Source organism: Streptantibioticus silvisoli, assembly GCF_027947535.2.
GTDB lineage: Bacteria > Actinomycetota > Actinomycetes > Streptomycetales > Streptomycetaceae > Streptantibioticus_C > Streptantibioticus_C silvisoli.
Genome location: NZ_JAAGKO020000083.1, coordinates 1 through 24846, shown reverse-complemented (window position 1 = coordinate 24846; position 24846 = coordinate 1). Strand labels below are relative to the sequence as shown.

The 24846-nt window shown below is 72.3% G+C and carries 20 protein-coding genes and 1 pseudogene; 14 read left to right on the top strand and 7 right to left on the bottom strand.

Annotated features, from left to right (window positions below; translation table 11 throughout):
• Positions 1–112: 112 nt before the first annotated feature.
• From POF43_RS32230 to POF43_RS32220, 3 genes are all read left to right on the top strand, one after another.
• Positions 113–1141 carry a methyltransferase gene (locus POF43_RS32230; protein ID WP_271317080.1) on the top strand — a complete coding sequence of 343 codons (1029 nt, stop codon included), beginning with the start codon at positions 113–115 and terminating at the stop codon, positions 1139–1141.
• 88 nt (positions 1142–1229) lie between these two features.
• Positions 1230–2789: an FAD-dependent monooxygenase gene (locus tag POF43_RS32225; RefSeq protein ID WP_271325181.1), complete on the top strand. Its 1560-nt coding sequence runs from the start codon at positions 1230–1232 to the stop codon at positions 2787–2789.
• Positions 2786–3217 carry a nuclear transport factor 2 family protein gene (locus POF43_RS32220; protein WP_271325182.1) on the top strand — a complete coding sequence of 144 codons (432 nt, stop codon included), beginning with the start codon at positions 2786–2788 and terminating at the stop codon, positions 3215–3217. Before POF43_RS32225 ends, POF43_RS32220 begins: the two co-directional genes overlap by 4 nt.
• Positions 3218–3295: 78 nt before the next feature.
• Here POF43_RS32220 and POF43_RS32215 read toward each other — a convergent pair whose 3' ends face one another.
• From POF43_RS32215 to POF43_RS32190, 6 genes are all read right to left on the bottom strand, one after another.
• On the bottom strand, positions 3296–4060 hold the full coding sequence (locus POF43_RS32215) for a cyclase family protein (RefSeq protein WP_271317077.1): 765 nt from the start codon (positions 4058–4060) through the stop codon (positions 3296–3298).
• 226 nt (positions 4061–4286) lie between these two features.
• A complete protein-coding gene (locus POF43_RS32210; RefSeq protein ID WP_308217306.1) occupies positions 4287–5519 on the bottom strand; it encodes an FAD-dependent monooxygenase in 1233 nt (410 codons plus the stop codon).
• A gap of 379 nt (positions 5520–5898) precedes the next feature.
• Positions 5899–6699: an SDR family oxidoreductase gene (locus POF43_RS32205; RefSeq protein ID WP_282704907.1), complete on the bottom strand. Its 801-nt coding sequence runs from the start codon at positions 6697–6699 to the stop codon at positions 5899–5901.
• A 5-nt stretch (positions 6700–6704) separates the two neighbouring features.
• Positions 6705–8693: an AMP-binding protein gene (locus POF43_RS32200; RefSeq protein WP_271324384.1), complete on the bottom strand. Its 1989-nt coding sequence runs from the start codon at positions 8691–8693 to the stop codon at positions 6705–6707.
• Positions 8686–9651: an aromatase/cyclase gene (locus POF43_RS32195; protein WP_271324385.1), complete on the bottom strand. Its 966-nt coding sequence runs from the start codon at positions 9649–9651 to the stop codon at positions 8686–8688. The genes POF43_RS32200 and POF43_RS32195 overlap by 8 nt, the downstream gene beginning before the upstream one ends.
• Positions 9652–9664: 13 nt before the next feature.
• Positions 9665–10453 carry an SDR family NAD(P)-dependent oxidoreductase gene (locus POF43_RS32190; protein WP_271324386.1) on the bottom strand — a complete coding sequence of 263 codons (789 nt, stop codon included), beginning with the start codon at positions 10451–10453 and terminating at the stop codon, positions 9665–9667.
• Positions 10454–10667: 214 nt separating this feature from the next.
• Between POF43_RS32190 and POF43_RS32185 the strand changes: the two genes are divergently transcribed.
• Positions 10668–11111, top strand: a complete 444-nt coding sequence (locus POF43_RS32185; RefSeq protein WP_271317423.1) for a nuclear transport factor 2 family protein — start codon at positions 10668–10670, stop codon at positions 11109–11111.
• 509 nt (positions 11112–11620) lie between these two features.
• Here the strand turns inward: POF43_RS32185 and POF43_RS32180 are convergent.
• Entirely contained in the window at positions 11621–13021 is a 1401-nt protein-coding gene (locus tag POF43_RS32180; RefSeq protein ID WP_271324387.1) for an MDR family MFS transporter, read from the bottom strand.
• A 269-nt stretch (positions 13022–13290) separates the two neighbouring features.
• On the opposite strand from POF43_RS32180, the gene POF43_RS32175 reads away from it, so the two are divergent.
• The 10 genes and pseudogenes from POF43_RS32175 to POF43_RS32130 form a co-directional block, all read left to right on the top strand.
• A complete protein-coding gene (locus POF43_RS32175) occupies positions 13291–15033 on the top strand; it encodes an FAD-dependent oxidoreductase (RefSeq protein WP_282704906.1) in 1743 nt (580 codons plus the stop codon).
• A 15-nt stretch (positions 15034–15048) separates the two neighbouring features.
• Positions 15049–15807 (top strand): SDR family NAD(P)-dependent oxidoreductase, encoded by a 759-nt coding sequence (locus tag POF43_RS32170; RefSeq protein ID WP_271325572.1) that lies wholly within the window; start codon positions 15049–15051, stop codon positions 15805–15807.
• A 530-nt stretch (positions 15808–16337) separates the two neighbouring features.
• Positions 16338–16739, top strand: a complete 402-nt coding sequence (locus POF43_RS32165; protein ID WP_271316599.1) for a GntR family transcriptional regulator — start codon at positions 16338–16340, stop codon at positions 16737–16739.
• The gene (locus POF43_RS32160; protein WP_282704905.1) at positions 16736–17650 is read left to right on the top strand and encodes an ATP-binding cassette domain-containing protein; all 915 of its coding nucleotides are present in this window, start codon (positions 16736–16738) and stop codon (positions 17648–17650) included. The genes POF43_RS32165 and POF43_RS32160 overlap by 4 nt, the downstream gene beginning before the upstream one ends.
• The gene (locus POF43_RS32155; protein ID WP_282704904.1) at positions 17647–18639 is read left to right on the top strand and encodes an ABC-2 membrane transporter-related protein; all 993 of its coding nucleotides are present in this window, start codon (positions 17647–17649) and stop codon (positions 18637–18639) included. The genes POF43_RS32160 and POF43_RS32155 overlap by 4 nt, the downstream gene beginning before the upstream one ends.
• Before the next feature lie 230 nt (positions 18640–18869).
• A complete protein-coding gene (locus tag POF43_RS32150; protein ID WP_282704903.1) occupies positions 18870–20438 on the top strand; it encodes a serine/threonine-protein kinase in 1569 nt (522 codons plus the stop codon).
• Between the two features lie 591 nt (positions 20439–21029).
• Entirely contained in the window at positions 21030–21383 is a 354-nt protein-coding gene (locus tag POF43_RS32145; RefSeq protein ID WP_271325152.1) for a YciI family protein, read from the top strand.
• Positions 21380–22648, top strand: a complete 1269-nt coding sequence (locus tag POF43_RS32140) for an RNA polymerase sigma factor (protein ID WP_271325151.1) — start codon at positions 21380–21382, stop codon at positions 22646–22648. Before POF43_RS32145 ends, POF43_RS32140 begins: the two co-directional genes overlap by 4 nt.
• 167 nt (positions 22649–22815) lie before the next feature.
• The gene (locus tag POF43_RS32135) at positions 22816–24585 is read left to right on the top strand and encodes a helix-turn-helix domain-containing protein (RefSeq protein ID WP_271325150.1); all 1770 of its coding nucleotides are present in this window, start codon (positions 22816–22818) and stop codon (positions 24583–24585) included.
• Between the two features lie 46 nt (positions 24586–24631).
• A pseudogene (locus POF43_RS32130) lies at positions 24632–24846 on the top strand (hypothetical protein); the annotation flags it as partial.

Here is a 24846-nt window from a genome sequence, read left to right as displayed (position 1 = left end):
CCCCCGCCCCGCCGCACTCCCGCCCCCGACCCCCGGCATGAGGCCGGTTCGAGGTGGCTTCAAGGTCGCCGATCGAGGCTGGGACCGACCCGACGCACCCTGGAGGACCTTGATGGGAACCGATGCCGCCGCCCCCTACACGCCAACGATCACGATCGGCCGGCTGAACACCGCCTACGCCCAGTCCAAGATCCTGCACGCCGCGGTCGAGACCGGCCTGTTCGAACTGCTCGACGAGGCCCCCGCCGACCTCACCACCATCGCCACCCGCCTCGAGTTGCACCCGCGCCTGCTGCCCGACTTCCTGCGCGCGCTCGTCGCGCTCGGCCTGGTCGACGACACCGCCTCCGGTTACCGCAACAGCGCGCAGACCTCCGCCTGCCTGCTGCCCGGCAGCCCCTACTACCTCGGCGCCTCGGTACGCACCGCCGCCGCCCGCCACTACGCGATGTGGGGACGGCTGACCGAAGCACTCAAGGACGGTCAGGCCAAGGCAGACAACGGCGCCGGCCCCGGCGCGTTCGAACGCCTCTACCGCAACCCCGAAGCGGCCCGCCGCTTCCTGGCCCACATGGACTCCGCACACGCACTGGTGGGCCCGCAACTGGCCGAGGTCGTCGACTGGAGCCGCTACCACAGCTTCGTCGACGTCGGCGGCGCCCGCGGCCACATCGCCGCCGCGGTCCTGACCGCCCACCCCCACCTGACGGGCGGGGTCTTCGAACTGCCCGCGGTGGAACCGCTCTTCGACGAACACATGGCACAGGCCGGCCTGAGCGACCGGGTCACCTTCCACGCCGGTGACTTCTTCGCCGACCCGCTGCCCACCGCCGATGTCCTGGTCTTCGGCCACGTGCTGCACGACTGGGAGCCCGACGCACGCCAGACCCTGCTCGACAAGGCCTTCCAGGCCCTGGCCCCCGGCGGCGCGGTGGTCGTCTACGACCAGATGCTCGACGACACCGAACCCGAACTGGCCGCGATACTCGGCAGCCTCCAAGTCGCCCTGGTCACCGGCGGCAGCGAATACCCGGTCACCGACTGTCGCCAGTGGCTGGAGAAGGCCGGCTTCACCATCGAACAGGGCGAACGCATCCGCACCATCGGCAGCGACTACGTACTCGTGGCGGTGAAGCCGTGACCCCCCGGCACCGCACGACGCCCCCCGCACCGGCCCACCCCGCCCCAACCGGCCCGACGGCGGACCGCATACTCGCGGCGGTGACCCCATGACCTCCCCGCACGGGACCGCACAGGTCGTGGTGGCCGGCGGCGGCCCGGTCGGGTTGATGGCCGCCTGCGAACTGGCCCTCGGCGGAGTACAGGCCGTGGTGCTGGAACGCCTGGCGCAGCCCACCGGCCAGTCCAGGGCACTGGGCCTGCACTCACGCACCGTCGAGGTCTTCGAACAACGCGGCCTGCTCGACAAGATCGAACACCAGGCCCCGGTATGGCCCAAGGGACACTTCGCCGGACTGCGCAAGGTCGACCTGACCAAACTGGCCGGCAAACACACCTACGCGCTGATGGTCCCGCAGTCCAGGACCGAGGAACTGCTCGCGCAACGAGCGGTGGAACTCGGAGTGGAGATCCGCCGCGGCCACGAGGTCACCGCACTGGAACAGCACCCGGACGGCGTCACCGTCACCGTCCGCACCGACGACGGCCACTACCGGCAGCCGGCGCACTACCTCATCGGCTGCGACGGCGGCAGCAGCACGGTACGCAAACTGACCGGGGTCGACTTCCCCGGCACCGCCTCCACCGTCAACGCCGTCCTGGGCGACGTACAGATCCTCGGCGAACGCCCGCAGGCCCGCGAACTGCTGCGCCTGCCCGGCGGACTGTTCGGCATGATCCCCCTGGGCGGCGACCGCTACCGCATCGTCGCGGTGGAGTTCGACGCCGAGCCGGTGGCGCGGCACATCCCGCTGACCGTGCCGGAACTGCGCGAGACCGCCCACCGGGTCTCGGGCACCTGGCTGGAGATCGGCGAGTCGTACTGGCTCTCCCGGTTCGGCGACGCCAGCCGGCAGGCCGCCGCCTACCGGGTGGGCCGGGTGCTGCTCGCCGGCGACGCGGCACACATCCACTTCCCGGCCGGCGGCCAGGGCCTCAACACCGGATTGCAGGACGCGCTCAACCTCGGCTGGAAACTGGCCGCCACCGTCCGCGGCACCGCCCCGGACGGACTGCTCGACACCTACCACACCGAGCGCCACCCGGTCGGCCACCGCGTCTGCATGAACACCCGTGCGCAACTGTCACTGATGCACCCGTCCGAACGCATCACCCCCCTGCGCGACATGTTCAGCGAACTGCTGGACCTGCCCCAGGTCAACACCTACATCGCCGAGATGATCACCGGCCTCGACGTGCGCTACCCGATGCCCGGCATCCCGCGACACCCCCTGGTCGGCGCCCGGCTCCCGGCACTGCTGATACACACCCCCGACGGGCCGGTCAGCACACCGCAGCTGCTGCGGCAGGCCGACGCACTGCTGCTCGACCTCACCGACAGCGGCGCGCCGGGCGACCTGGCCAAACCCTGGCACGACAGCGTGCGCCACATACCGGCCCGCCTCGACGCGCAGGAGGAGACCACCGGCCTGGCCGCCGCCCTGGTCCGCCCCGACGGCTACGTCGCCTGGGCCACCGCGGACGCCACCGACACCCAGGGCCTGACCACCGCCCTGTCCACCTGGTTCACCCCCGACGCCACAAGCATCCCCGACGCCACGAGCACCGACGACGTCACGAGCACCGACGAGCAGGAAGGCACCCGATGACCACCGCGACCGCCGACGCCGGGCTCTACGGCGAGATCCAGGCCTTCTACGCCCACCACATGCGCCTGGTCGACGACGGCCACGTCGACGCGTGGGGCGAGACCTTCACCCACGACGCCACCATCTCCAACAACGCCAACCCCCGCCCCGCCCACGGCCGCGACGCCATCGTCGCGGTGATCCGCCGCGCCCACGCCGAACTCGCCGCCCGCGGGGTGCAGCACCGGCACTGGATGGGCATGACCACGGTCGAACCGATCGACGAGCACACCGTCCGCGCCACCAGCTACGCACTGCTGATGGCGGTCGGCAAGGACCGGGCACCCCAGATCGACCGCAGCACCGCCTGCGTGGACGAGATCGTCCGCACCGAGGGCCGCTGGCAGATCCGCGACCGCCGGGTACGGCACGACGCCCTGCCCGCCTGACCCGCACCACCGACCCGAACGCCGAGGGGCTCGCACCGTCCGGTGCGAGCCCCTCGGCGTTGCTCCTTCCCGTGGCGTTCAGTCGAGGATGGCCACCGCGCGTGCCCAGCCGGCCCCCGCCCGGGCGATCTTGACGGGGAAGCAGCTGACCTGGAAGCCGTGCGAGGGCACCGCGGCCAGGTTCGCCAGCCGTTCGATCTGGCAGTACTCGCGCTCCCGGCCGGCGAAGTGCGCCGGCCACAGCACGGCACGGTCCCCGGTACGGCGGAAGGTGTCGATGATGTGGGTGAACGGCGCGTCCAGACTGAACGCGTCGGTGCCGATCACCCGGACGCCCAGGTCCAGCAGGTAGTTGACGCCGGAGCCGTCCAGCCCGGCGAAGTCGGTGAAGTAACGCGGCGTGCCCACCCACTCGTAGGCGCCGGTGTGCAGGATGACGATGTCCAGCGCGTCGGGATACCGGCCGATCCGGTCGAACTCCTCCTTCAGCCGCCGCTCACCGACCACCCCGGTGCCCACGTCCCGCACGTCCACCACGACGGCCGGCCGGTGGAACCACTCCAGCGGCATCTCGTCGATGTGCCGTGCGGTGCCGTGGGAGGCGGTGCCGTAGTGCGAGGGGGCGTCGACATGGGTACCGGTGTGGGTGGTCAGGGTGAGGGTGTCGTTACTGAGGAACTCCCCACCGGGCAGCGTCTCGACGGGGAAGTCCAGCCCGAAGTGGGCCTTCATCTCCGACGCCATGTGCCGGGCGCCCTCGGCCGGCGACAGCACCGTGTGGGTCACCGGATCCGGCTCCCAGAAAGTGGAGTCCACCGGGGAGGACAGATCGATCAGTCGCATGACGGAGCCTTTCCACAGGAAATCGAGGTCACGGGCAGACAGGAACGGAAGAACGGTCCGGCGGGGAACGATCCGTAAGGGACGGGAGAACGACCCGCGGGGGAGAGGAAACGGAACCGGCGCGAGGGGAACGGAACCGGCCCGGGAAAACGGAACCCACCCGAGAGGGAACGAAACCCACCCGAGAGGAAACGGAACTCGCCGCCCATGCGGAGCCGACCCGCGGTCACCGTGGTTCGGCGGTGAACAGATCGGCCCGTACCGACGGCGCGTCCGGGCCGTACGCCAGCCGGTGCAGCACCTTGCGGTAGAGCGGGGTGTGCGAGACCGCGCGGACCATCACCGGACGCACCGCGGTGGCCACCGGGTTGGAGGAGAGCATCATCCGCCCCTGCATCGCCTGGAGCTTGAGCACCGCCGCGATCACCGGCCGGCGCCGCCGTTCGAACTGCGACAGCGCGGCGGCCGAGGTGTCACCCCCGCGGACCGCGGCCACCAGCAGCGGATGCAGCAACACCGCGTCCTGGAGCGCCAGATTGATCCCCTGCGCCCCGATCGGGCCGTGGGTGTGCGCACTGTCACCGATCAGCACCAGACCGTCGGCCACCCACCGGTCGGCCTGCGCGGAGAAGACGTCCAGCAGCGAGACGTCCTTCAGGCTCCGGATCCCGGCGCGTACCGCCTCGGCGTGCTCGGGCACCGCACGGGCGATCTCCTCACGCACGTGCTCCACCCCGCGCCCGGCCACCTCGCGGTAACCGCCGTGCGGCAGCGTCCAGCCGACCTGGAGCCGGTCCGGATGGCAGTGGTAGACCATCACCGGCGCGCCCGCGCCGCGGTGCACCTCCACCAGCCGCCGCCCGGCCACGGCCGGCGCCGGCAGCTTGAACCACAACACGTCCTGGTCGAACGCCTCCTGGCGGCGGGTACCGATCCCGGCGAGCCGGCGCACCTTGGAGTTGCGCCCGTCGGCACCCACCACCACCGACGCCCGCACCTCCCGCTCACCGTCCGCACCGCCACCGGTGGCCCCCACCACCCGTCCGCCCTCGTGCAGCAGCGCGCCGATACGGGTACCGGACAGCAAGGTGAAGGAGTCGAACCGGGCACAGGCATCGAGCAGTTCGGTCAGCATGTGCGCCTGCGGCACGCTCAGCAGGCAGTTGAACGGTCCCGGCAGCCGCCGGTAGTCGGCGTCCAGCAGCACCCGGTCGCCCTGCCGCAGCCGGAACGCGTCGTGCTCGTAGGCACCGCGCTCGCGGGCACCGCGCAACACCCCCAGCCGGTGCAGGATCTCCTGACCGCCGGGCTGGAGGATCTCCCCGCGGTACTCACGCTCCAGCGAACGCGACTTCTCGGCCAGCGCCACCGACAACCCGGAACGCAGCAGGAGCAGCGACATCGCCAGGCCCGCGGGCCCGCCCCCCACGACCAGCACGTCGGCCTTGATGGTGCGCACGATCGCTCTCCCTCCACTGGACGACCGCCCCGGAGGCGGCCGGTTTGCCAGGGGTACGCCCGAACGCCTTTGCCGGGACGCACCCGAACACCTGTCACCGCGGGCGCACGGAACCGCACACCCGGCCCCCACCGGCCAGCGACCGGGGAACAGGCGCACTCACGAACCGGAGGACGGGCCTGGCCCGCGAACGGCCGCCCGACCCGCCGCCAGGCGTACCCGCCCCCCACCGCACCGCCGGGCACGCCGGCCCTCCGCACCGCCGGGCGTACCCCGCCGCGCCGTCGGACGCGCCCGTTCCCGCCCCCGCCTCCGCCGCGCCGCCGGGCGTACCCCGCCCCGCCGCGCCCCCACCGGTCATGCCTTCCGAATCCGCCGGTCAGGCCAGCAGGCTCATACCGCCGTCCACCACGAGCGTCTGCCCGTGGATCCAGCCCGCCTCATCGGTACACAGCAGTGCCACCGCGTCCGCCACGTCCTGCGGCACCGTCAGCCGCCCACCCGGTGTGCGCCGGGTCAGCACCTGCCGCAGTTGCGCGTCGACGGTGTCGGGGCCCTTGTCGATCTTGGCGGTGGAGACCGCGTTCACCGCGATCCCCCGCCCGGCCAGCTCCGCGGCCAGGTACCGCACCAGTGCCTCCAGCGCCGCTTTGGCCAGCCCGGCGCTGACGTAGCCGCCGGGTACCACCGCGCGGGCCCCGGAACTGGAGACCGCCACCACCCGCCCGCCGTCCGGCATCAGCTCCGGCAGCAGCGGGGCCGCCGTCAGCAGCGGGGCGAGCGCCAGCGACATGTCCTCCCGCAGCGCCCCCGGACGGGCGGCGGTGGCCGGCATCGGGTGCCAGGTGCCGGCGTTGTGCACCAGCAGGTCCAGCCGCCCGTGCCGGTCCGCCACCTCGCGCAGCGCGGCCACCGTCTCCCGCGGCCGCCGCACGTCGGCCCGTACCGCCTCGGCGGTGCCGGCCAGCCCGTCGAACAACCGCAGCAGCGGCTCGGCGTCCGCCGGCGTTCCGCGGTGGTTGAGCACCACCCGGCAGCCGGAGGCGCACAGCTTGCGGGCGACCGCCAGCCCCACCCCGCGCCCCGCCCCCGTCACCAGGGCGACCTTGCCCTCCAACCGGGACAACGGCCCCCCACCCGACCAGGCCGGAGCGTCCCCGGCCGCAGCCTCCCCGTTCACCGGGGTCAGCTTTCGGACGAGGCGACCGGGAAGTACAGGTCCGCCTCCACCTCGACCAGCGGGCCCATCGCCTTCACGTGCGAGAGGAACTCCTCACTGCTCACGACCGCCTTGTGCGCACCCGGATCGGTCCAGCGGCCGATGTTGACGTACACCTTGGGGTTCGAGGCGGACCGGACCATCCGGAAGTCGACGAAGCCGGGCCGGGCGGCCATGAAGGCGCAGTGCTCGGCGAACAGCCGCTCGAACTCCGTGCCGTCGTCGCCCCTGAGCGTGAAACGGGTGATGAAGGTGATCACAGCGTTGCCTCCTGAGACGATGTCGGAACAACCACCGACGATGTGGGACGAACCCTGGACGATGTCGGACGGGCCACCGGACCGGCCGAGCGGGGCAGCGCGCAGGATCCGCGCCATCCGGGCCCGCAACTCGGTACGCGCGACCTTGCCGTTGGCAGAACGCGGAATCGACTCCACGATCTCGATGTGCTCGATGTGCTGGTAGTACGGCATCGATTCGTTGACCTCGGCGGCGATCGCCGCCACCGCGGTCGTGTCCTGCTCGGCGCGGACCACGAACGCGGTGGCCACCGCGCCGTGCAGCGGTTCGGGGTGGTCGACCACCACGCAGTCGCGCACCGCCGGATGCCGGGCCAGCGACCGTTCCACCGACGTCGGCGAGACCAGCCAGTTGTCGCGCTTGAAGACGTCCTTGATCCGGTCGACCAGGGTCAGCCGCCCGGTGGCACCGATCTGGCCCACGTCACCGGTCGACAGCCACCCCTCCTCGTCCACGCACGACCCCGCGGACTCACCCAGGTAACCGAGCATCACCTGCGGGCCACGCACCTGGACCTCGCCGATCGAGCCCGGCTCCAGCACTCGCCCGTCGTCGACGTCCACGACCCGCGCCTCGGTGTCGGCGACCGGCCGCCCCACCGAACCGGGCCGCCAGTCCGCCGGATCGTCGGAATGGGTCAGCGGCGAGGTCTCCGCCAGCCCGTAGCCCTGGACCACCGGGATCTGGAAGTGCTCGGCGAGCTTGCGCGCCGCCGCCGGTGCCAGCGCCGAGCCGCCCGAGGCGATCATCCGGACCGTCTCGAAACGCAACCCGCCCAGCTGCGGGGAGTCGGCCAGCGCGGTCAGCCGCACCGGCAGGCTGTAGTAGTGCGAGGCGCCGTACCGGTTGGCGGTGCGCACCGACTCGGCGGCGTCCGGCCCGGTCACCAGGATCTGCGCCGCGCCCGCCGCGATCGCCGAGTTCATGTGCATCGGGTGATACGTCGGCAGGTGGTTGACGACCACCGAGCCCCCGCCCAGCCGGTGCGCCGCGGCGACCTGCACCGCGTTGGCCGTCACGTTGCGGTGGCTGAGCATCACCGTCTTCGGCGCACCCGTGGTGCCACTGGTGAAGTGCAGCACCGCCAGGTCCCCGGGACACACCCGTCCCCTGGCCGGCAACCCGCCCGCCGGCCCGTCCAGCAGGGACGCGAAGGTGCGCTCCGAAGCACCGCTCACGCCGCCCGAAGCGCCTCCGCCGGAGACGCCGCTCCCGCCCGGCACACCGCTCCCGTCGGACCCGCCGATCAGGATGACCTCGCGCAGCCGCGGCAGCCGGTCGCGCACCGTGGCGATCTTCGCCGCCGTCCGCGCGTCCACCAGCGCCACCTCGGTACCCGATTCGCTCAGCACGTGCGCGAGCTGCTCGGGCTGGAGGTAGGGGTTGACCGGCGCGGTCACGTTGCCGCTGCGCAGGATGCCGTAGTAGCCGATCACGAAGTCCGGCGACAGCAGCGAGGTGAGCGCCACCACCGCCCCGGTGCGCTCCACGATCCGGCGCAGCCCGCCGGCGCAGGCGGTCGCCAGGGCGTCCAGCGTCGCGTAGTCCAGCACCCGCTGCCCGGCCCGGACGGCTTCGCGCCGCGGATGGCTGGCCGCGCTGTCGGCCAGCATCGCGTCGACCGTGCCGTGCGGGTAGACCAGGCCCTCAGCCATGAAGACCCGCCTCGGCGGCGGCCTTCGCCCGGTTCAGGGTCGCCAGACTGTTGGCACCGAGCGCGCCGCGCACGAACGCCTTGGCGTCCGCCACGCTCCTGCCCTCGCCCAGCACCGCGGCGACCATGTCCGCGTCGATACGGATCGTGTGCCGCGAGGTGACGCGTACCGGCCCTTCGGGGGTGCGCGTCAGCGTCCAGCAGCCGGTGTGCAGGGTCAGCAGCTTCGGCAGCACCAACTGCTTGTAGACGATGCGCTCGTCGGTGAAGCAGACCCGGATCGAGGCGGTGGTGTGGGTCGAGCCGTCCTTGGCGGTGGTGTCCATCTCCAGGTACTGCAGGCCCGGACTGTCCTCACGCAGCTCCACCCGGCTGACGTGCGGCAGGCTGACCGGCCACTTGCCGGCCTCGTACAGGAAGCTGTAGACCGCCGGGAGGGCCCCGTCGATCAGCACTGTGTCCTCGAACGTGGCCTCCAGGCCGGTCGACCCGCCCTCGACACCGCGCTTGAGCGAGGCCAGCTCCGCCCGGCTGTTGCGCTCCACCGCCGCGGCGATCCACTCGTCGGCGTCCGGCACGTCCTCCACCGGCAGCCAGTCGTGCGTCAGCAGCACGCTCGTGCCCCCGCCGGGCAGCGCCTCCACGATCCACTCGCCGCGCATCGACCGCACCGGCGACTGCGACTTGATCTGCCCGAAGACCACCCGCCGGGCCACCGCGTCCAGCTCCCGCCGCGACACCCAGGTCTTCGGCTCACCGTTGGCGGTCGCCCACAGCCGGATGGTCTCCACCCGGCCGTCGAACTCCACCCGCTCGGCGTGGATCGTCGGTCCGAAGACCCGCGGCCAGCACGTCACGTCCGCGATCACCGCGTAGACCTCGTCCGGACCGGCGGCCACCGTGATCCGGTGCTCACTGTGGCGCACGGCCGGCACCTCCTCGTTCGGCGAACCCTGCATCTGCCGCCACCTCCTAGTAGTTGCCGAGCCCGCCGCAGACGTTGACGGCCTGCGCGGTGATCGCCGCGGTCACCGGGGACGCCAGATAGGCCACCAGGGAGGCCACCTCCTGCGCGGTGGCGTACCGGCCCAGCGGGATCTTCGCCTCGAACCTGTCCTGCACCGCCTGCGTCGTGGTACCCCACGCCGCCGCGTACCCCTGCCGCACCCGCTCGGCCAGCGGCGTCTCCACATACCCCGGGCACACCGCGTTGACGGTCACCCCGGTTTTGGCCAGCTCCAGGCCCAGCGCCTTGGTGAAACCGACCACCCCGTGCTTGGACGCCGAGTACGGCGCCCCCATCACCACACCCTGCTTGCCGCCGGTCGAGGCGATGTTGATGATCCGCCCGTACCCGCGATCGAGCATCCCGCCCTCCTTCAGCACCTGCCGGGTCAGCCGGAAGACGGCGTTGAGATTCGTATCGATCACGTCGTCCCACAACTCGTCGGCGATGTCCGCGGTCACCCCGCCACCGCTGCGCCCGGCGTTGTTGACCAGGACGTCGATCCGCCCGTACGCCTCGACCGCGCCGGCCACGAAGGCGGCCACGTCGCTCACCGAACGCACGTCGCACGCCTGCCCGTCCGCGGTGATCCCCGCCGCGCGCAGTGCCCGCACCGTCGCGTCGACGTCCTGCTGATTGCGTGAGCACACGTACAACTGCGCGCCGCCACCGCCGAGTTCCTCGGCGATGGCCCGTCCGATCCCGCTGGTCGCACCGGTGACCAGGACGACCTGCCGCCGATCACTGTCGGTCATCGTCCACCTCCTCGTCGACCGCGCGGCTCGGTGCCCACGGCCCAACGCCACCTTGGTGACCGCGGCTCGAACCGACCTTGAGCGCCGGTGGAGCCCGACACCGCCCACCCACCGGCCCGCCGGGCGCGTCCCCGCGACCGGGCCTCAAGGCGCTTTCGAGGCACGTCCCCCACCGTCGGGCGGCAGGACGACCGACCGCACAGGAGGACAGACCGTGCCCTACAGCGCCCCCGCGACCGGCGGCAACACCGCCCTGTACGCCGAAATCCAGCAGTTCTACGCCCACCAGATGCACCTGCTCGACGGCGGCGACGCCGATGCCTGGGCGCAGACCTTCACCCCCGACGGTGTCTTCGCCGCCAACGCCCACCCGCAGCCCGCGGTCGGACGCGAGACCATCCGCGCGGCGGCCAGCAAGGTCAAGGCACAACACGCCGAGGAGGGCCTCCAGGTCCGCCACTGGCTCGGCATGATGGACATCACCGAACAGCCCGACGGCTCGGTCCTGGCGCGCACCTACGCCCTGATCATCAACACCCCCCGCGGCGGCCAGGCCGCGGTGAGCCTCAGCACCACCTGCGACGACCTGCTGGTCCGCGACGAGAACGGCGCATGGCTGGTCGCCGACCGCAAGGTGGTCCGCGACGACCTGCGCTGACCCGCCGAGGGGTCCCGCACGGCCCGGGACGTGGGTGCGTCTCGCGGTACGTCGGCGGGTCGGGGTACGTCGGCGGGGTGCCCGGTGCCGTTGCGCCGGTGGGCGGGGGGAGTGCCGGTGAACGCCGGTGCGCCGGCGGGGGCGTCCGTCGCGATACACCGGTGAACGCGGGTACGTCGGCGGGGTGCCCGGTGCCGTTGCGTCAGCGGGTGGGGGAGCACCGGTGAACGCCGGTGCGCCGGCGGACGCCCGTTCCGGCGCCCCGGTGAACGCGACCGCACCGGGGCCGCCCGCCCCGGCTCCCGTACCCCTTCCGGAACGCCCCGAGCACCCCACTCCCCGAAGAAGACACCCCCCCAACAAGACAACCCGGACGGGGGCGGGCGGCGCGGGGGCGCGGGGCGGCCCGTCCGGGTTCGGTGCTGACCGGGCCTCAGCAAGGGCCCGCCTCGGGCCAAGGGCCCGTCTCGGATCGAAGGGCTCGTCTCAGATCAACGGCTCGCCGCAGATCACTGTCCCGCCGCCGCGGCAGGCTTGCGTGGCAGCAGCAGCGCGGGCAGCAGGGCGAGCGCGCTGAAACCGGCGGCCCACCAGAAGGCGTGGTCGAAAGCCGGCACCAGATCGGTCAGCGACGGCCGTGAACCGCCCCCGCCGAGTACCGCGGCGTGTCCGGCCCGCTGGGCGTACTCACGTTGCAGCAAGGTGATGAGCAACGCGGTGCCCAGCGAACCACCCACCCGCTGTGCGATGTTGACGACCGTGGTCACCTGGGGCACCGCATGACGCGGAATCCCCTGGTAGGCGGCCACCAGGGTCGGCATGAACGTGAAGCCGAGACCGAGTCCGCGCACCAGCAGCGCCAGCACCAGCCACCACTCGGGTGTGCTCCGGCCGACGAACGCGTAGGGAACCGTGCCGGCCACCGCCAGCACCAGCCCGCCCAGCACCACCTTGCCCGCGCCCAGCCGGTCGGTGAGCTTGCCCGCGTACCGGGCCACCAGGACCGCTCCCACCCCCTGCGGCGCCAGCAGCAGACCGGCCGTCATTGCACCCTGACCGCGCACCAGTTGGTAGTACAGCGGGAAGAGGATCAGTGCGCCGAACAGCGCCGCGCCCAACAGCGTCGCGGTGATCGCCGAGGCGGTGAAACCGCGCCCGGCGAACAGCCGCACGTTGACCAGCGCGCTGTCCCCGCGGCGCAGCGAGTGCCAGGTGAAGGCGGCCAGCAGCACCGCACCGGCCACCAGCGCCCACACCGCCGCCGGCGCGCCGAATCCCCGGGCGCCGCCGGCCTGCGAGAAGCCGAAGACGACCGCCGCCACCCCCGGTGACAGCAGCAGCAGCGAGACCACGTCCAGCGGTACCGGCCGCCCGCGGTCCGCCCCGGGCAGCACCTTGACCGCCAGTGTGATCGCCACCACGCCGATGGGAACGTTGACGAAGAACAGCCAGGGCCACGACAGGTGGTCGACGATCACGCCGCCGATCACCGGGCCGAACACCGGCGAGAGCATGCCGGGGATGGCGGCCAGCCCCATCACCCGCCCCAGCAGCCGCGGTTCGGCCTCCCGGGCCAGTACGGTCTGGGCCAGCGGCAGCAGCATCCCGCCGCCCAGCCCCTGCAGCGTACGGAAGGCGATCAGCGAGCCCGCCGACCAGGCGATGCCGGAAAGCACCGACCCCACCAGGAAGACGGTGAGCGCCAGCAGCCACGCGCGCCGTACCCCCAGCCGGTCCACCACCCAGCCGGTCAGCGGGATCACCGCCGAGAAGGCCAGCAGGTAGCCGGTGGTCACCCACTGGATGACCGAGACGGACGAACGCAGACTGCGCGCCATGGCGTCCACGCCCACCGTGACGATGGTCGTGTCGAGACTGGACATCACCGCACCCAGCGTGGTGACGCCCATGAGTATCAGGATCGACCGGGGTATCCGGTCGGGTGCGGCCGCGGCCGCCGCGGGCGGCGGCGCGGTGGTGTTTCTCGCTGGTGGCTCAGCGGCCATCGTGGGTCCTCCGAAGGAATGGGTTACTCACCAGAAGTATGATCCGAACTCCGCGTCCCCAAGGGGCGGTTCGCGGACCTTGCCCCGTCTCTCCCGCCACTTGCCGCCCCTGCCGCCCCACTTCGACGCGGATTCGAGGCAACTTCGAGGCGGCTGCCCGAGGGTCGTTCGCTGTGGACACCGAACGACCGACACCAGATGCGGCCGCGGCCGGCACACCGCTCCAGGTCCTCGTGGTCGGAGCCGGCCCGACCGGCCTGACCACCGCCCACGAGCTGCTGCGGCGCGGCATCGCCGTCCGGCTGGTCGACGCCGCCCCCGCCCCCGCGACCACCAGCCGCGCCCTGGCCACCCACGCCAGGACCCTGGAGATCTACGACCAGATGGGCATCCTGCCCCAACTGCTGCCCCAGGGCCGCCCGGTGCAGAGATTCACCCTGCACCAGAACGGCCGGACCCTGGCCGCGCTGCGCGCCGACTACTCGCAACTGCCCACCCGTTACCCGATGACGCTCATGGTCGACCAGGCCATCACCGAACGGGTCCTGCGCGACGCGGTCGCCCGCCTGGGCACCCGGACCGAATGGGGCGTACGGCTGGAGACCCTGCACCAGGACGGTACCGGCGTCACCACCGTCCTGCGGCACGCCGACGGCCGTACCGAGACGGTCCGCTGCGACTGGCTGGTCGGCTGCGACGGCGGACACAGCACCATCCGCAAACAGCTCGGCCTGAAGCTGGTCGGGGAGTCCAGCGAAACCTGGCTGATCGCCGACGCCGAACTCGACGCGGGCCTGGACGACCGCAGTCTGCACTGGCTGCGCACCCGCTCCAGCGCCCTGATGGCCGTCCCCTTCCCGCAGCCCGGCAAGTGGCGGCTGCTGGACACCGCCGAAGCCCGCTACGACGGCGACGCCCAGGCCGTCGGCGCGCGCTTCGCCCGCAAGCTCACCGAAGCACTCGGCCGGCCGGTCACCGTACGCACCCCCAGCTGGGTGTCGGTCTTCACCATCCAGCAGCGCATGATCACCGCCATGCGCTCCGGCCGCTGCTTCGTCGCCGGTGACGCCGCCCACGTCCACAGCCCCGCCTCCGGCCAGGGCATGAACACCGGTATCCAGGACGCCTACAACCTGGCCTGGAAACTGGCCGCCGTCCTGCGCGGACACAGCGCCGAGACCCTGCTGGACAGCTACGCCGCCGAGCGCGTCCCCGTCGGTGAGCAACTGCTCGGCTCCACCAACCGCGCCACCCGCCTCATCCAGATGAGCAACCCGCTGGTCGGCCTGGTCCTGCCGGTGATGTTCACCGCCGTGCGCAACGTCCAGGCCCTGCACACCAAGATCTCCCGCAAGATCATGCGGGCCATGTCCGCCCTCGACCTCAGCTACGCCGCCGGCCCCCTCAGCGTCCCGCCCCCCGCCGCCGCCACGCCCTGCGCCGGCCCGCCTCCGGGTTACCGGCTGGCCTGCTGGACCGGCGAGCACGAGAAACTGCCCGCGGTCGCCGCCGCCGTCGAGGAACTGCGCGACCCACGCTGGACGCTCTACACCACCGGCCCGGCCACCACCACGGCCAGCATCGTCGGCACGGCCACCGGCACCGCCACCACCGGCCCGGCCACCGCCGTTACCGGTGCGGCCAGCGCATCCCCCGGCCCGCCCGAACCGGCCCGTGCCGCGGCCGACTGGCTGTCGGTACGCACCCTTGGCGACGGAGGGACCGGCCCGGGTGCGCTCGAGGACCGCGACGGCACTCTGCGTGCGCTGCTGGCGCTGGCGGACGGTGGCGACTGGATCCTGGTGCGCCCCGACGGCTACGTGGCCGCCCGCGGCACCGGCCCCGACCCCGCACCGCTCGCCTCGGCGCTCGCCGCGGTCACCGCCGGCACCACGACCGCCACCTCCACCCCCTGACGGGAGCGATCCACCATGGATTTCGGGCTAGAGGGCCGTACCGTCCTGGTCACCGGTGCCACCGGCGCCATCGGCCATGCCGTGGCACAGGCGTTCTCCGCACACGGCGCGAAGGTCGCGGTCGGCTACGCGCACGACAAGGACGCCGCGCGCGCACTGGCCACCCAGTTGGGTGCGCTGGCCGGTGACGCGCTCGCGGTGCGCTGCCGGATCGGCGAACCCGGCGCCCAGGAGAACGCGGTCCGCACGGTGTGCGAGGCGTGGGGTCGGGTGGACGTCCTGGTCGACGCGGCGATGGCGTCCGGCGCCCTGCGCCCGTCCGGTGTCCCCTTCGAGGAACTGCCCCGCCAGGAGTGGGCGCCGTTCGTCACCGACAACCTCACACACACCCTGCGTCTGACCCAGTTGGTGCTGCCGGGCATGCGGCAGGCCTCCTGGGGGCGGATCGTGCTGGTCTCCTCGCTCGTCGCCCGGATCGGCAAGCCCGGCCGCGAGTTCTACGGCACCGTCAAAAGCGGTCTCGGCGGCCTGCTCAGCTCCCTGATGTGGGACCTGCACGGCACCGGGATACTGGTCAACACCGTCAGCCCCGGCCTGACGGACACCCCGGCCCTGGCGGCACTCCCACCCCAGCACCGCCTCGCGCAGGAGTCCGCCACCCCGACCGGCCGGTTGACCACCCCGGCGGACGTCGCCGCCGCGGCGCTCTTCCTCGGCTCCGCGATGAACGGGAACATCACCGGCCAGGACATCCCCGTCACCGGCGGCCGCTGACCGCCGCCGCACACCGCGGCGTCCCGCGCCACGAGGGCCCGGGAAACCGCAGGTCCGGGCCCACCGAACCGGCGGCGCAGCCTGCCCACCCGCCGCGAACGCCTCGCCGCACGGCCGCCCGCAGGTATGCCGTGGCCGGTCGCGCGGTCTCGGCGTACCTCCGGCCGGGCGCGGTCCCGTCAGTCCCCGAAGACCTCGCGCCCGGCCCGCGCTGCGCCGCCTCGCCCGCTCCTCGTTCCCGGCCTGCGACGTCCAGGGCAGAAGCCGGCGCCCCGCGTCCACCCCGCCGGCCCGGCCGATTCCGCTGACGGCCACTCACCGCCCCCGGGCAGGTCCCTGCCGAACCGCCGCCATGGCGACCCGCGCGCCCCCGCGTCGCACCGGGGACGAGTCGGCCCGTCGCACCGGGGACGAAGTGGACCCTCGCGTCGCAAACCAAGCAGACCGTCACGTCGGCCCCGGGTCGTTGATTTGACGTCGTGGACCCCGCGCATCATCATTCCACTAATCAAGTAGTGAAAGAGGTGAAGATGATCGCGTTCCGAATCGAGCGGAGCAGCGGGGTCGCCACCTACCTGCAACTCGTCCACCAGGTCAAACAGGCGCTGCTGCTGGGCGTACTGGAGCCGGGGGACCGGCTGCCGACCGCCAAGGACGTCGTGGCGGCCACCGCGATCAACCCCAACACCGTGCTGAAGGCCTACCGGGAACTGGAACGCGAAGGACTGGTCGAGCCCCGTCCCGGACTCGGCACCTTCGTGCGCCGCTCCCTGGCCCGTGAGCAACTCGCTCCCGACTCCCCGCTGCGCGCGGAGCTCACCACCTGGTTCACCCGGGCCCGCGCCGCCGGACTCGACCGCGACGACGTCGTCGCACTGAGCACCGCACTGCTGGACCAGCACTTCCCCCCGACCACGGAGAACGACGCGTGAACGAAACGAACTGCGCAGCGCTGCGGACCGACGCACTGGGCCGGGCGTTCGGCCGCACCTGGGCCCTGCGCGCATGCGACCTGGAGATACCCGCGGGCAGCGTGGTGCTCCTCGCCGGACCCAACGGCGCCGGCAAGAGCACCCTGCTCCACCTCGCCGCCGGCCTGCTGACCCCCACCACCGGACACGCACAGGTCCTGGGCCGGACCCCCGGAACACGCGACGCCCGCGCCCGTACCGCCCTGGTCGCCCAGGACAAACCGCTGCACCCCGGACTCACCGTCGCCGAACAACTGCGCGCCGGCCGCGAACTCAACAGCCGCTGGGACCAGAACGCAGCCCTCGCCGTGCTGCGCACCGCCGACATCCCGCCCGGCACCCGGGTCGGACGGCTCTCACCGGGCCTGCGCACCCGGGTCGCCCTCGCCACGGCACTGGGCCGCCGCCCCGACCTGCTGCTGCTCGACGAACCACTCGCCGACCTCGACCCGCCCGCCCGACACCAGGTACTCGGCCTGCTCATGGCCGACAACGCCGAACGCGGTACCACCATCGTCTTCTCGTCGCACATCCTCCACGAGGCGGAACAGATCTGCGACCAGGTGGTACTCCTGCGCCAGGGCCGCGTACGACTGGCCGGCCCCGCCCAACCCCTGTGCACCGCCCACACCGCCGTCACCGGCAGGACCGACCGCGCCGGCCACCTGCCCGCCGCCCTCACCGCCCTGCCCGTCGTCGAATCGTCCATCACCGGACGGCAGTTCACCGCCCTCGTACGCGGCCCCGTACCACCCGAAGAGCCCTGGCTCACCCGGGTCCCTTCCTTGGAGGAACTCCTGCTCGCCCACCTGCACCCCACCGCCACGACCGACAGCGCCGCCGCGCCCGCCACGGGCAGGGATGCCGCGTGAAGGGCACCTGGTGGCTGGCCCGACGCCAGCAACGCGGCCTGATACTCGCCCTGCTGATCCTGCTCGTCGCCTGCGCCGCATGGACCGTATGGCAACGAGCCGCCATGACCGGCGCCCTGCCCACCACCCACCCCGCGTGCAAGGGATGGAACGGCTGCGACGACCCGGCACTGCGCGCCGTCGTCGAGCGCTACACCGGCCCGATCACCGCACTCGCCATCATCAGCACCGTCTTCCCCGCGCTGATCGGAATGTTCTGGGGCGCACCGCTGCTCGCCCGGGAATGGGAGAACGGCACCTACCGCCTGACCCTGAGCCAGGAGGCCGGCCCGCTGCGCCTGCTCGCCGGCCGCCTCGGCCTGGCCGCCCTGTGCACCGCCGCCGGCGCCGCGGTCCTGGCCGCGCTGGTCGCCTGGTGGTGGGCGCCGATCGCCAACACCTTGACCGGCCCCTACTGGTACGACGCCGCCATCTTCAACGGCACCGGCCCGGCCAGCGTGACCTGCGCCCTGTTCGGCCTGGCCGCCGGCACCCTCGCCGGCCTGCTCACCCGCCGCACCCTGCCCGCGATGGCCGCCACCCTCGCAGCGGTCGCCGTCCCGCGCCTGATCCTCCAGGCCGTCCGCCCCCTGTGGATCGCCCCCCAGCTCCGCACCAGCCCCGGCATGACCCCCAAGCAACTCATCGGCAGCGCCTGGTCCTCGGGCCACTGGGGCTACCTGACACCCTCCGGGGGCCGCGCCGACATCATGAACTGCCCCGACTCGGGTGCCGAACTCCTGCGCTGCATGAACAGCCACGGCTACACCGGACGCTTCTACCAGGCCTACCCCAGCAGCGACTTCTGGCCCCTCCAGACGATCGAAGCAGGCATCTACCTGGTGCTCGCCCTCGCCCTGACCGCCCTCGTCATCCGCCGCCTGCGCCCACCCACCGCCACCCCGGCCCCGGCCCACCACGACACACCGGTCGCCGCCACCGCGGTCTGACCCCGGCTCCCGGCGGGGGAAGCACTCCTCCCGCCGGGGGCTGACCCCGGCCCCCCGGCGACTGAAGCACCCCCGCCCCCGGTGGTGTCCTGCCCCACCGCGGCAGGTCACCACCGGGGCCGCACTCGAACGCGCCGCGGTCCTGGCGGGACTCGCCACCGTGCCCTGCGCCCAGCTCCCCGCCGTCCCGTACGTCCTCAGCGCTCCCGGGGTTCGGGCATCATGCCTGCATGGCAACATGGAAAAGGCCCGGGACCGCTGTCGACGGACGGCTGATAGCCGGCCGCTACCAGCTCGCTGAGCAGCTCGGATCCGGCGGCATGGGCGCGGTGTGGGCCGGGCACGACACCCTGGTTCGCCGCGAAGTCGCCCTCAAGGAGGCGCACTTCCCCCCACACCTCGCCGCCGACGGGAAGGCCGGTGCCGACCGCGTCGAGCGCCTGCTGCGGGAGGCACGAGCCGCCGCACGGATCGACCACCCGGCCGTGGTGACCATCCATGACGTGATCATGCACGACAACCGCCCGTGGATCGTCATGGAACGCGTCCACGGCGAAAACCTCGGTCAGCGACTGGAACGGCAGAAGGCGTTATCCCAGGAGGAAGCCGCGCGGGTCGCGGGGGCGGTGGCCGGGGCGTTGGGAGCGGCACACGCCCGCGGGGTGCTCCACCGCGACGTGAAACCCGCAAACGTCCTGCTCGGACCGCAAGGGCGAGTCGTCCTGACGGATTTCGGCATCGCCCACATCGAGGGCGAGAGTCCGCTGACCCGCTCGGGCGAGTTCATCGGCAGTCTTGAGTACATCGCCCCGGAGCGCATGGGCGGACTCAAAGCCGGCCCCCCGACGGACCTGTGGTCGCTCGGCGTGATGCTCTTCGAGATGACCGAGGGCTGGTCCCCGTTCCGGCGGCCCACGGTCGAGGCCACCGTCACCGCGGTACTCACCACGAACGTGCCACGGCCGGTGCAGGCACGCGGCCTTGCCCCACTCATCACAGCGCTGTTGGAACGGAACCCCGCCAACCGGCCGACCGCCGACGAGGCCGCGAAGACCCTGCGAGCGCTGGCCCACCCCTTCCCCGCACCGCCGAACACGAACCACGAGGCACCGCCGGCGCGTCCGGCCCCCGCACTTCGTGGCAGTGGGCCCCGGCGCGTACCGCGGCTGGCGGTCGGCGTCGTCGCAGCCCTGGCTGCTGTCGCCGCCCTCACACCGGTGGCCATCAACGAGCTGAGCGATCACGGCAGTCCCGGCTCCCCCGCCGGAGCGACGGCGAGAACCGCGGCCGGCCGAGCCCCCAGCCCCTCCCCGCATACGGCCTCGCTCCCGCCCGCGGCCGCCGGTTACGTGCGGGTGGCCGAGAAGCCGTTCACGATGGAGATCCCCGACGGCTGGCAACGCCGGACCCCGTCCACCGCCACGAAGTTCGTGTTCACCCGGGACGACTGCCAACTCGTGGTCGTGGCCGGACGAGACGCCATCGGAACCGGACCGCACGGTAACGATCCTGTGGCCTACCAGACCCAGGAAGAGCCGGAACTCGCCGCCTTCCGCAATTCGGAGTGGAGCTCCACAAGCAATTTCACAGAAGGCCGTATCGGCAGCCGGACAGGAGCCCAGGCGACGTTCACCTGGAAGGACAGTAAGGGGGTTGACGTGTACGCAAGGAACACCGTGCTGATGGTCGGCACCCGCTTCCACGTCATCCTCGTGACGGGCCCGGACACCAAGAGCGGGCGAGCCGTGGTCTCGCGCGTAGCGAGTCACGCGGTGCAGACATACACCCCCTTCGCATGATGTGCCGCTGACCCCGCCGGCCTCGCGTGATCACCATCATCGGTGCGGCAGCGAGGTTACGACGCCCCGCCCGCAGGACCTGCCGCACCTGACCGAACCGACCGAACCGCAAACCCGTGCCGTCCCGACCCCGCCCACCCCGCCGCCGTCGCCGCCGTCGCCGCGGTCGCCGCGGTCGCCCGGCGGCCATCCCGCCCGGCGCCGGCCCGGCCCGGCGGGGAGGTTGGGCCGGGGGCTGGCGTGGCCCACGCTGATTCGCTCCCGCCGCCCTCCGCATGGCCCCGCGGCTTGCATCCGGGGGAAGGGCGGCCCCGGCCCGCCCCACCGGTGACCCGCCCGCTCCGCACACCCTGTGCGCCCCGCACCCCCCGGCCTCAACCGACGTCCGGGGGAGAGCCGGGGGCGGTCCGGCGGACGCCGCGCGGAGGAGTGCAGCCATCCGCGTCCCGTTCCGCATCGCAATGCAATGTTTCGTCCGTCGCCGTGGGCCGACCGGAAAATCTCCTGAGAGGATTTCTGCGGCGACTGTCGATTTCCCCCCGGGCCATTCGTCATATCCGCGCAACCAACCCCATGCACTTGGAGCGCACCATGAAGTACCTGCTGCTGATCAACACCGCGGCACCCGACTCGACCGAGCAGCAGCCGGCCGGTGGACCGACCATGGAGGAGTTCATGGCGTACGACAAGGCCATCTCGGACTCCGGGGTCAAGCTCGACGGGAACGCCCTGGACATCTCCAACGCCACCACGGTCCACGTCCGCGTCAACGGTGAGCGCGTCGTGACGGACGGCCCGTTCGCCGAGACCCGGGAGATCGTCGGCGGGTACTACCTGATCGACGTCCCCGACCTCGACGTCGCGCTCGACTGGGCGGCCCGCTGCCCGGGAGCCCGGTACGGCACGGTCCAGGTCCGCACGGTCTGGGAGCCGGCCCAGCCGTGAACGAGCAGCGAGCGGCCCGCTCCGTGGAGGCGGTCTTCCGCGAGGACCGGGGCCGGCTGCTCGCGCTGCTCGCCGCCCGCTTCGGGGACCTCGACCTCGCGGAGGAAGCCGCCTCCGACGCGATCGCGGCGGCACTGGAGCGCTGGCCGGCCGACGGGGTGCCGGACAAGCCGCTGGCGTGGCTGCTGACCACGGCACGCCGCAAGGCCGTCGACCGGATCCGGCGCGACCGCACGTACGCGCAACGCCTGGCGCTGCTGCGGGCGGAGGGCGACCGGACCACCCCCGCCCCCGCCGAACCGGGCTTCGACGACATCCCCGACGAGCGCCTGCAACTGTTCTTCACCTGCTGCCACCCCGCACTCGCGCCGCAGGCACGGACCGCCTTGACGCTGCGCTTCCTCGCGGGCCTGACCACGCCCGAGGTCGCCCGGGCGTTCCTGGTGCCCACCGCGACGATGGCGCAGCGCATCGTGCGCGCGAAACACAAGATCCGCGACGCGCGCATCCCCTTCCGCGTCCCGGAGCCGGACGAACTGCCCGACCGGCTGCCCAGCGTCCTGCGGGTCGTCTACCTCGTGTTCACCGAGGGGTACGCCGCCAGCTGCGGCGACGACCTCCTGCGCCCGGCCCTCGCCGACGAGGCCGTCCGGCTCGCCCGGATCCTCCACCGGCTGCTCCCCCGGGAACCGGAGGTGACGGGGCTGCTCGCACTCCTCCTGCTGACCGACGCACGGCGCGCGGCCAGGACCGACGCCGACGGGGGCCAGGTGCTGCTGGAGCACCAGGACCGCACGCGGTGGGACGCCGGCCTCATCGCCGAGGGCCGGGAACTCGTCGTGCGGGCGCTGACCGGCCCCGGTACCGGACCGTACGCGGTACAGGCGGCGATCGCCGCACTGCACGACGAGGCACCCGACCTCGCGACCACCGACTGGCCGCAGATCGTCGCGCTCTACGACGTGCTGCTCCGGATCGAACCGTCCCCGCTCATCGCCCTGAACCGGGCCGTGGCCATCGCCATGCGTGACGGCCCGGCGGCGGGCCTCGCCCTACTGGACGCCCTCACCGACGCCGAGGAACTACCCGGCTACCACCTGCTCCCGGCGGCCCGGGCCGAACTGCTGACACGGCTGGGCCGCACCACCGAGGCCGCCACCGCCTACCGTGCCGCCCTCGCCCTCGTCGGCAACGCCCGGGAACGGGCCACCCTCACCCGAAGACTCACAGAGCTCACCCCGCCCCGCCCGGACCCGAGTGCGTGAAGCGCGTGGGGGTTGTCGGCGGCGTCCGCCCTGTCGTGTCGTGTCGTGCGGCTGTTGTTGCGTTGTTGTGCTGCTGTGGTTGCTGTGTGCTGTTTCGGCCCGCTATCGGTGATGCAGGATGGCTATTACTGATGTGTTGTGTGCATAGTTGCTGGTAGGATGGTTGCATGACGATGGGTGCCGAGGAGACGTTGCGTCTCACTGTCGGTGCGTTGATGAGCCGGACCGGTGAGCGGCAGCGGGATCTGGCGGCGGCCATCGGGCTGACGCAGACGCAGGTCAGCCGTAAGCAGTCCGGTCAGGTGTCGTGGTCGTTGGCGGATTGCGACCGGTTGTCGGCGCACTGGGCCATTCCCGTGCCGGACCTGTTGTCCGGGCCCACGCACGCCGCCGCGCTGCTGCCCGACAACCGCCTAGCGCCCGGCCGGGGACCCGCACTGGCGGCCACCGACCTGCCCGCGCACCCCGGCGACGAGTCTGTCGACGAGCCCGGCGGCGCACCCGGTGACGAGCCCGTTCAGCTGCCGAGCGACACCGACACCGTTCCTGCCGTCGTCGAGGCCGCTGGGTGGTTCGAGGCGGACCGTGATCCCGATACCGGTCTCGCCATCCAGGCCGTGCCGGAGCCGTGCGTGCTGTGCGGAGTGCCCACCCCCTACCGAGGCGAGGGCTGGCCGCAGCATCTCGGCGGCGTGTGTCCCCCCGCCCACCGGCCGGCATACCCCGCTACAGCCGCCAGCACCCCGTCGACCACGGCGCTTCCCGACGTCACGGCCACTGTCCTGCCCGACGTCGCGGCGACCGCCGCTCCGGCCCCGGCCGAACCCGTCGCTGCCGAACTGCCTGCCGTTGATGCGGTTGAGGTTCCCGCAGCCCCGACCACGGTGGTGGAACCCACCACGGCGCTCGCTTCGCCGGTACGGCGTTCACCGGTAGCCGGGAGCGCGGCGGGGAGTGCCACCGGGCCGGGGGTGTTGACTGCTCGGATTCGTGCCAACGTCTCCGCTGCTCTGGAAGCGCATGGCGGGGACGTCGAAGCCGCGACGAGGTTTTTGGACAAGAAGCGTGCCCTGGTGGATGTGATGGAGTTGTTCAAGCTGTCCCGTGTTGGGGGCCGTTACGAACACTCGGAGTTCCCCCCGACCGCCGACATCCTCAAAAAGCGGACGCAGAGGGGTTCGGATGAGATTTGGGAAGGCCGCCCGAAGTGGCGGAACCTTCCCCTCGTCGAGGCGGCGAAGGAAGCCGCCGAGCCGATCGAGGTGGTCGCGCTCGACATGAATGCGGCGTTCCTGTCCGCCCTCAAAGCACATCTGCCGATTGGTCGGCTGGAGCCCGACACCACGGGCATCCACAACCGTAAGCGCTCCGGTGTCCATCGCATCACTCCACCCGGCTGGGACCACCAGGACCTGCCCAACCCTTTGGGGGCCCGTCAGGAACCCGGCCCGCTGTGGGTCGCCGAACCCACGCTCCGCCTGCTGTACGAGGCCTCCCGGCTCGACCTGTGCGACGCACCGGTCATCCACGAATCCCTGACGTCCGGTGCGACCGAGGGCCTGGCGGAAAAGCTGCGGCGTGCTCTCGTCGCAGCCCGCCGTGAGGCGATCGAGGCGGACGACGATGTGATGTACGAGTATGTGAAGTCGATGTATTCCAAGTTCGTGTCCACGATTGGGGAGTCGACGACCAACCGGGAGCTGCGCCGTCCGGACTGGGTGCACATCTTCCGCGCTCAGGCGTTCGCCAACCTCTGGCGTAAGGCGTACAAGCTGCGTCAGGCCGGCCTGGCCGCGCCCGAGTCCGGCTTGGTCGTCTACGAGATGTCTGGCACGGACGAGCTCCATGTACGTGGCGACTGGCGCCAGGTGTTCACCGAGGGTCGCGCTCCGGATCAGGTTAAGCTCAAGCGTGCCTACATGATCGGGGGCCGCTGAAGTGGCGGGTCGTTGGCGGGACTTCGGCCTCTACGGTGCCCAGGGCATGCCCGGTAGCGCGGCACTGGCCCAGCAGTTGCAGGAGGTGGTGCGCGCGACCGGGATCGCCTCCCCGATCACTACACGCCGCGGCTTGTCGGCCCGCCTGCGCTACCTGGCCTCCAAACCGGGCCGCGCGGCACTCACCGAGGCCGGGGTCACGGTCCGCCCGTCTGTGTTGCGTGCCTACGCCGACGGTACCCGCGCTCCCCGTCCTGCCAC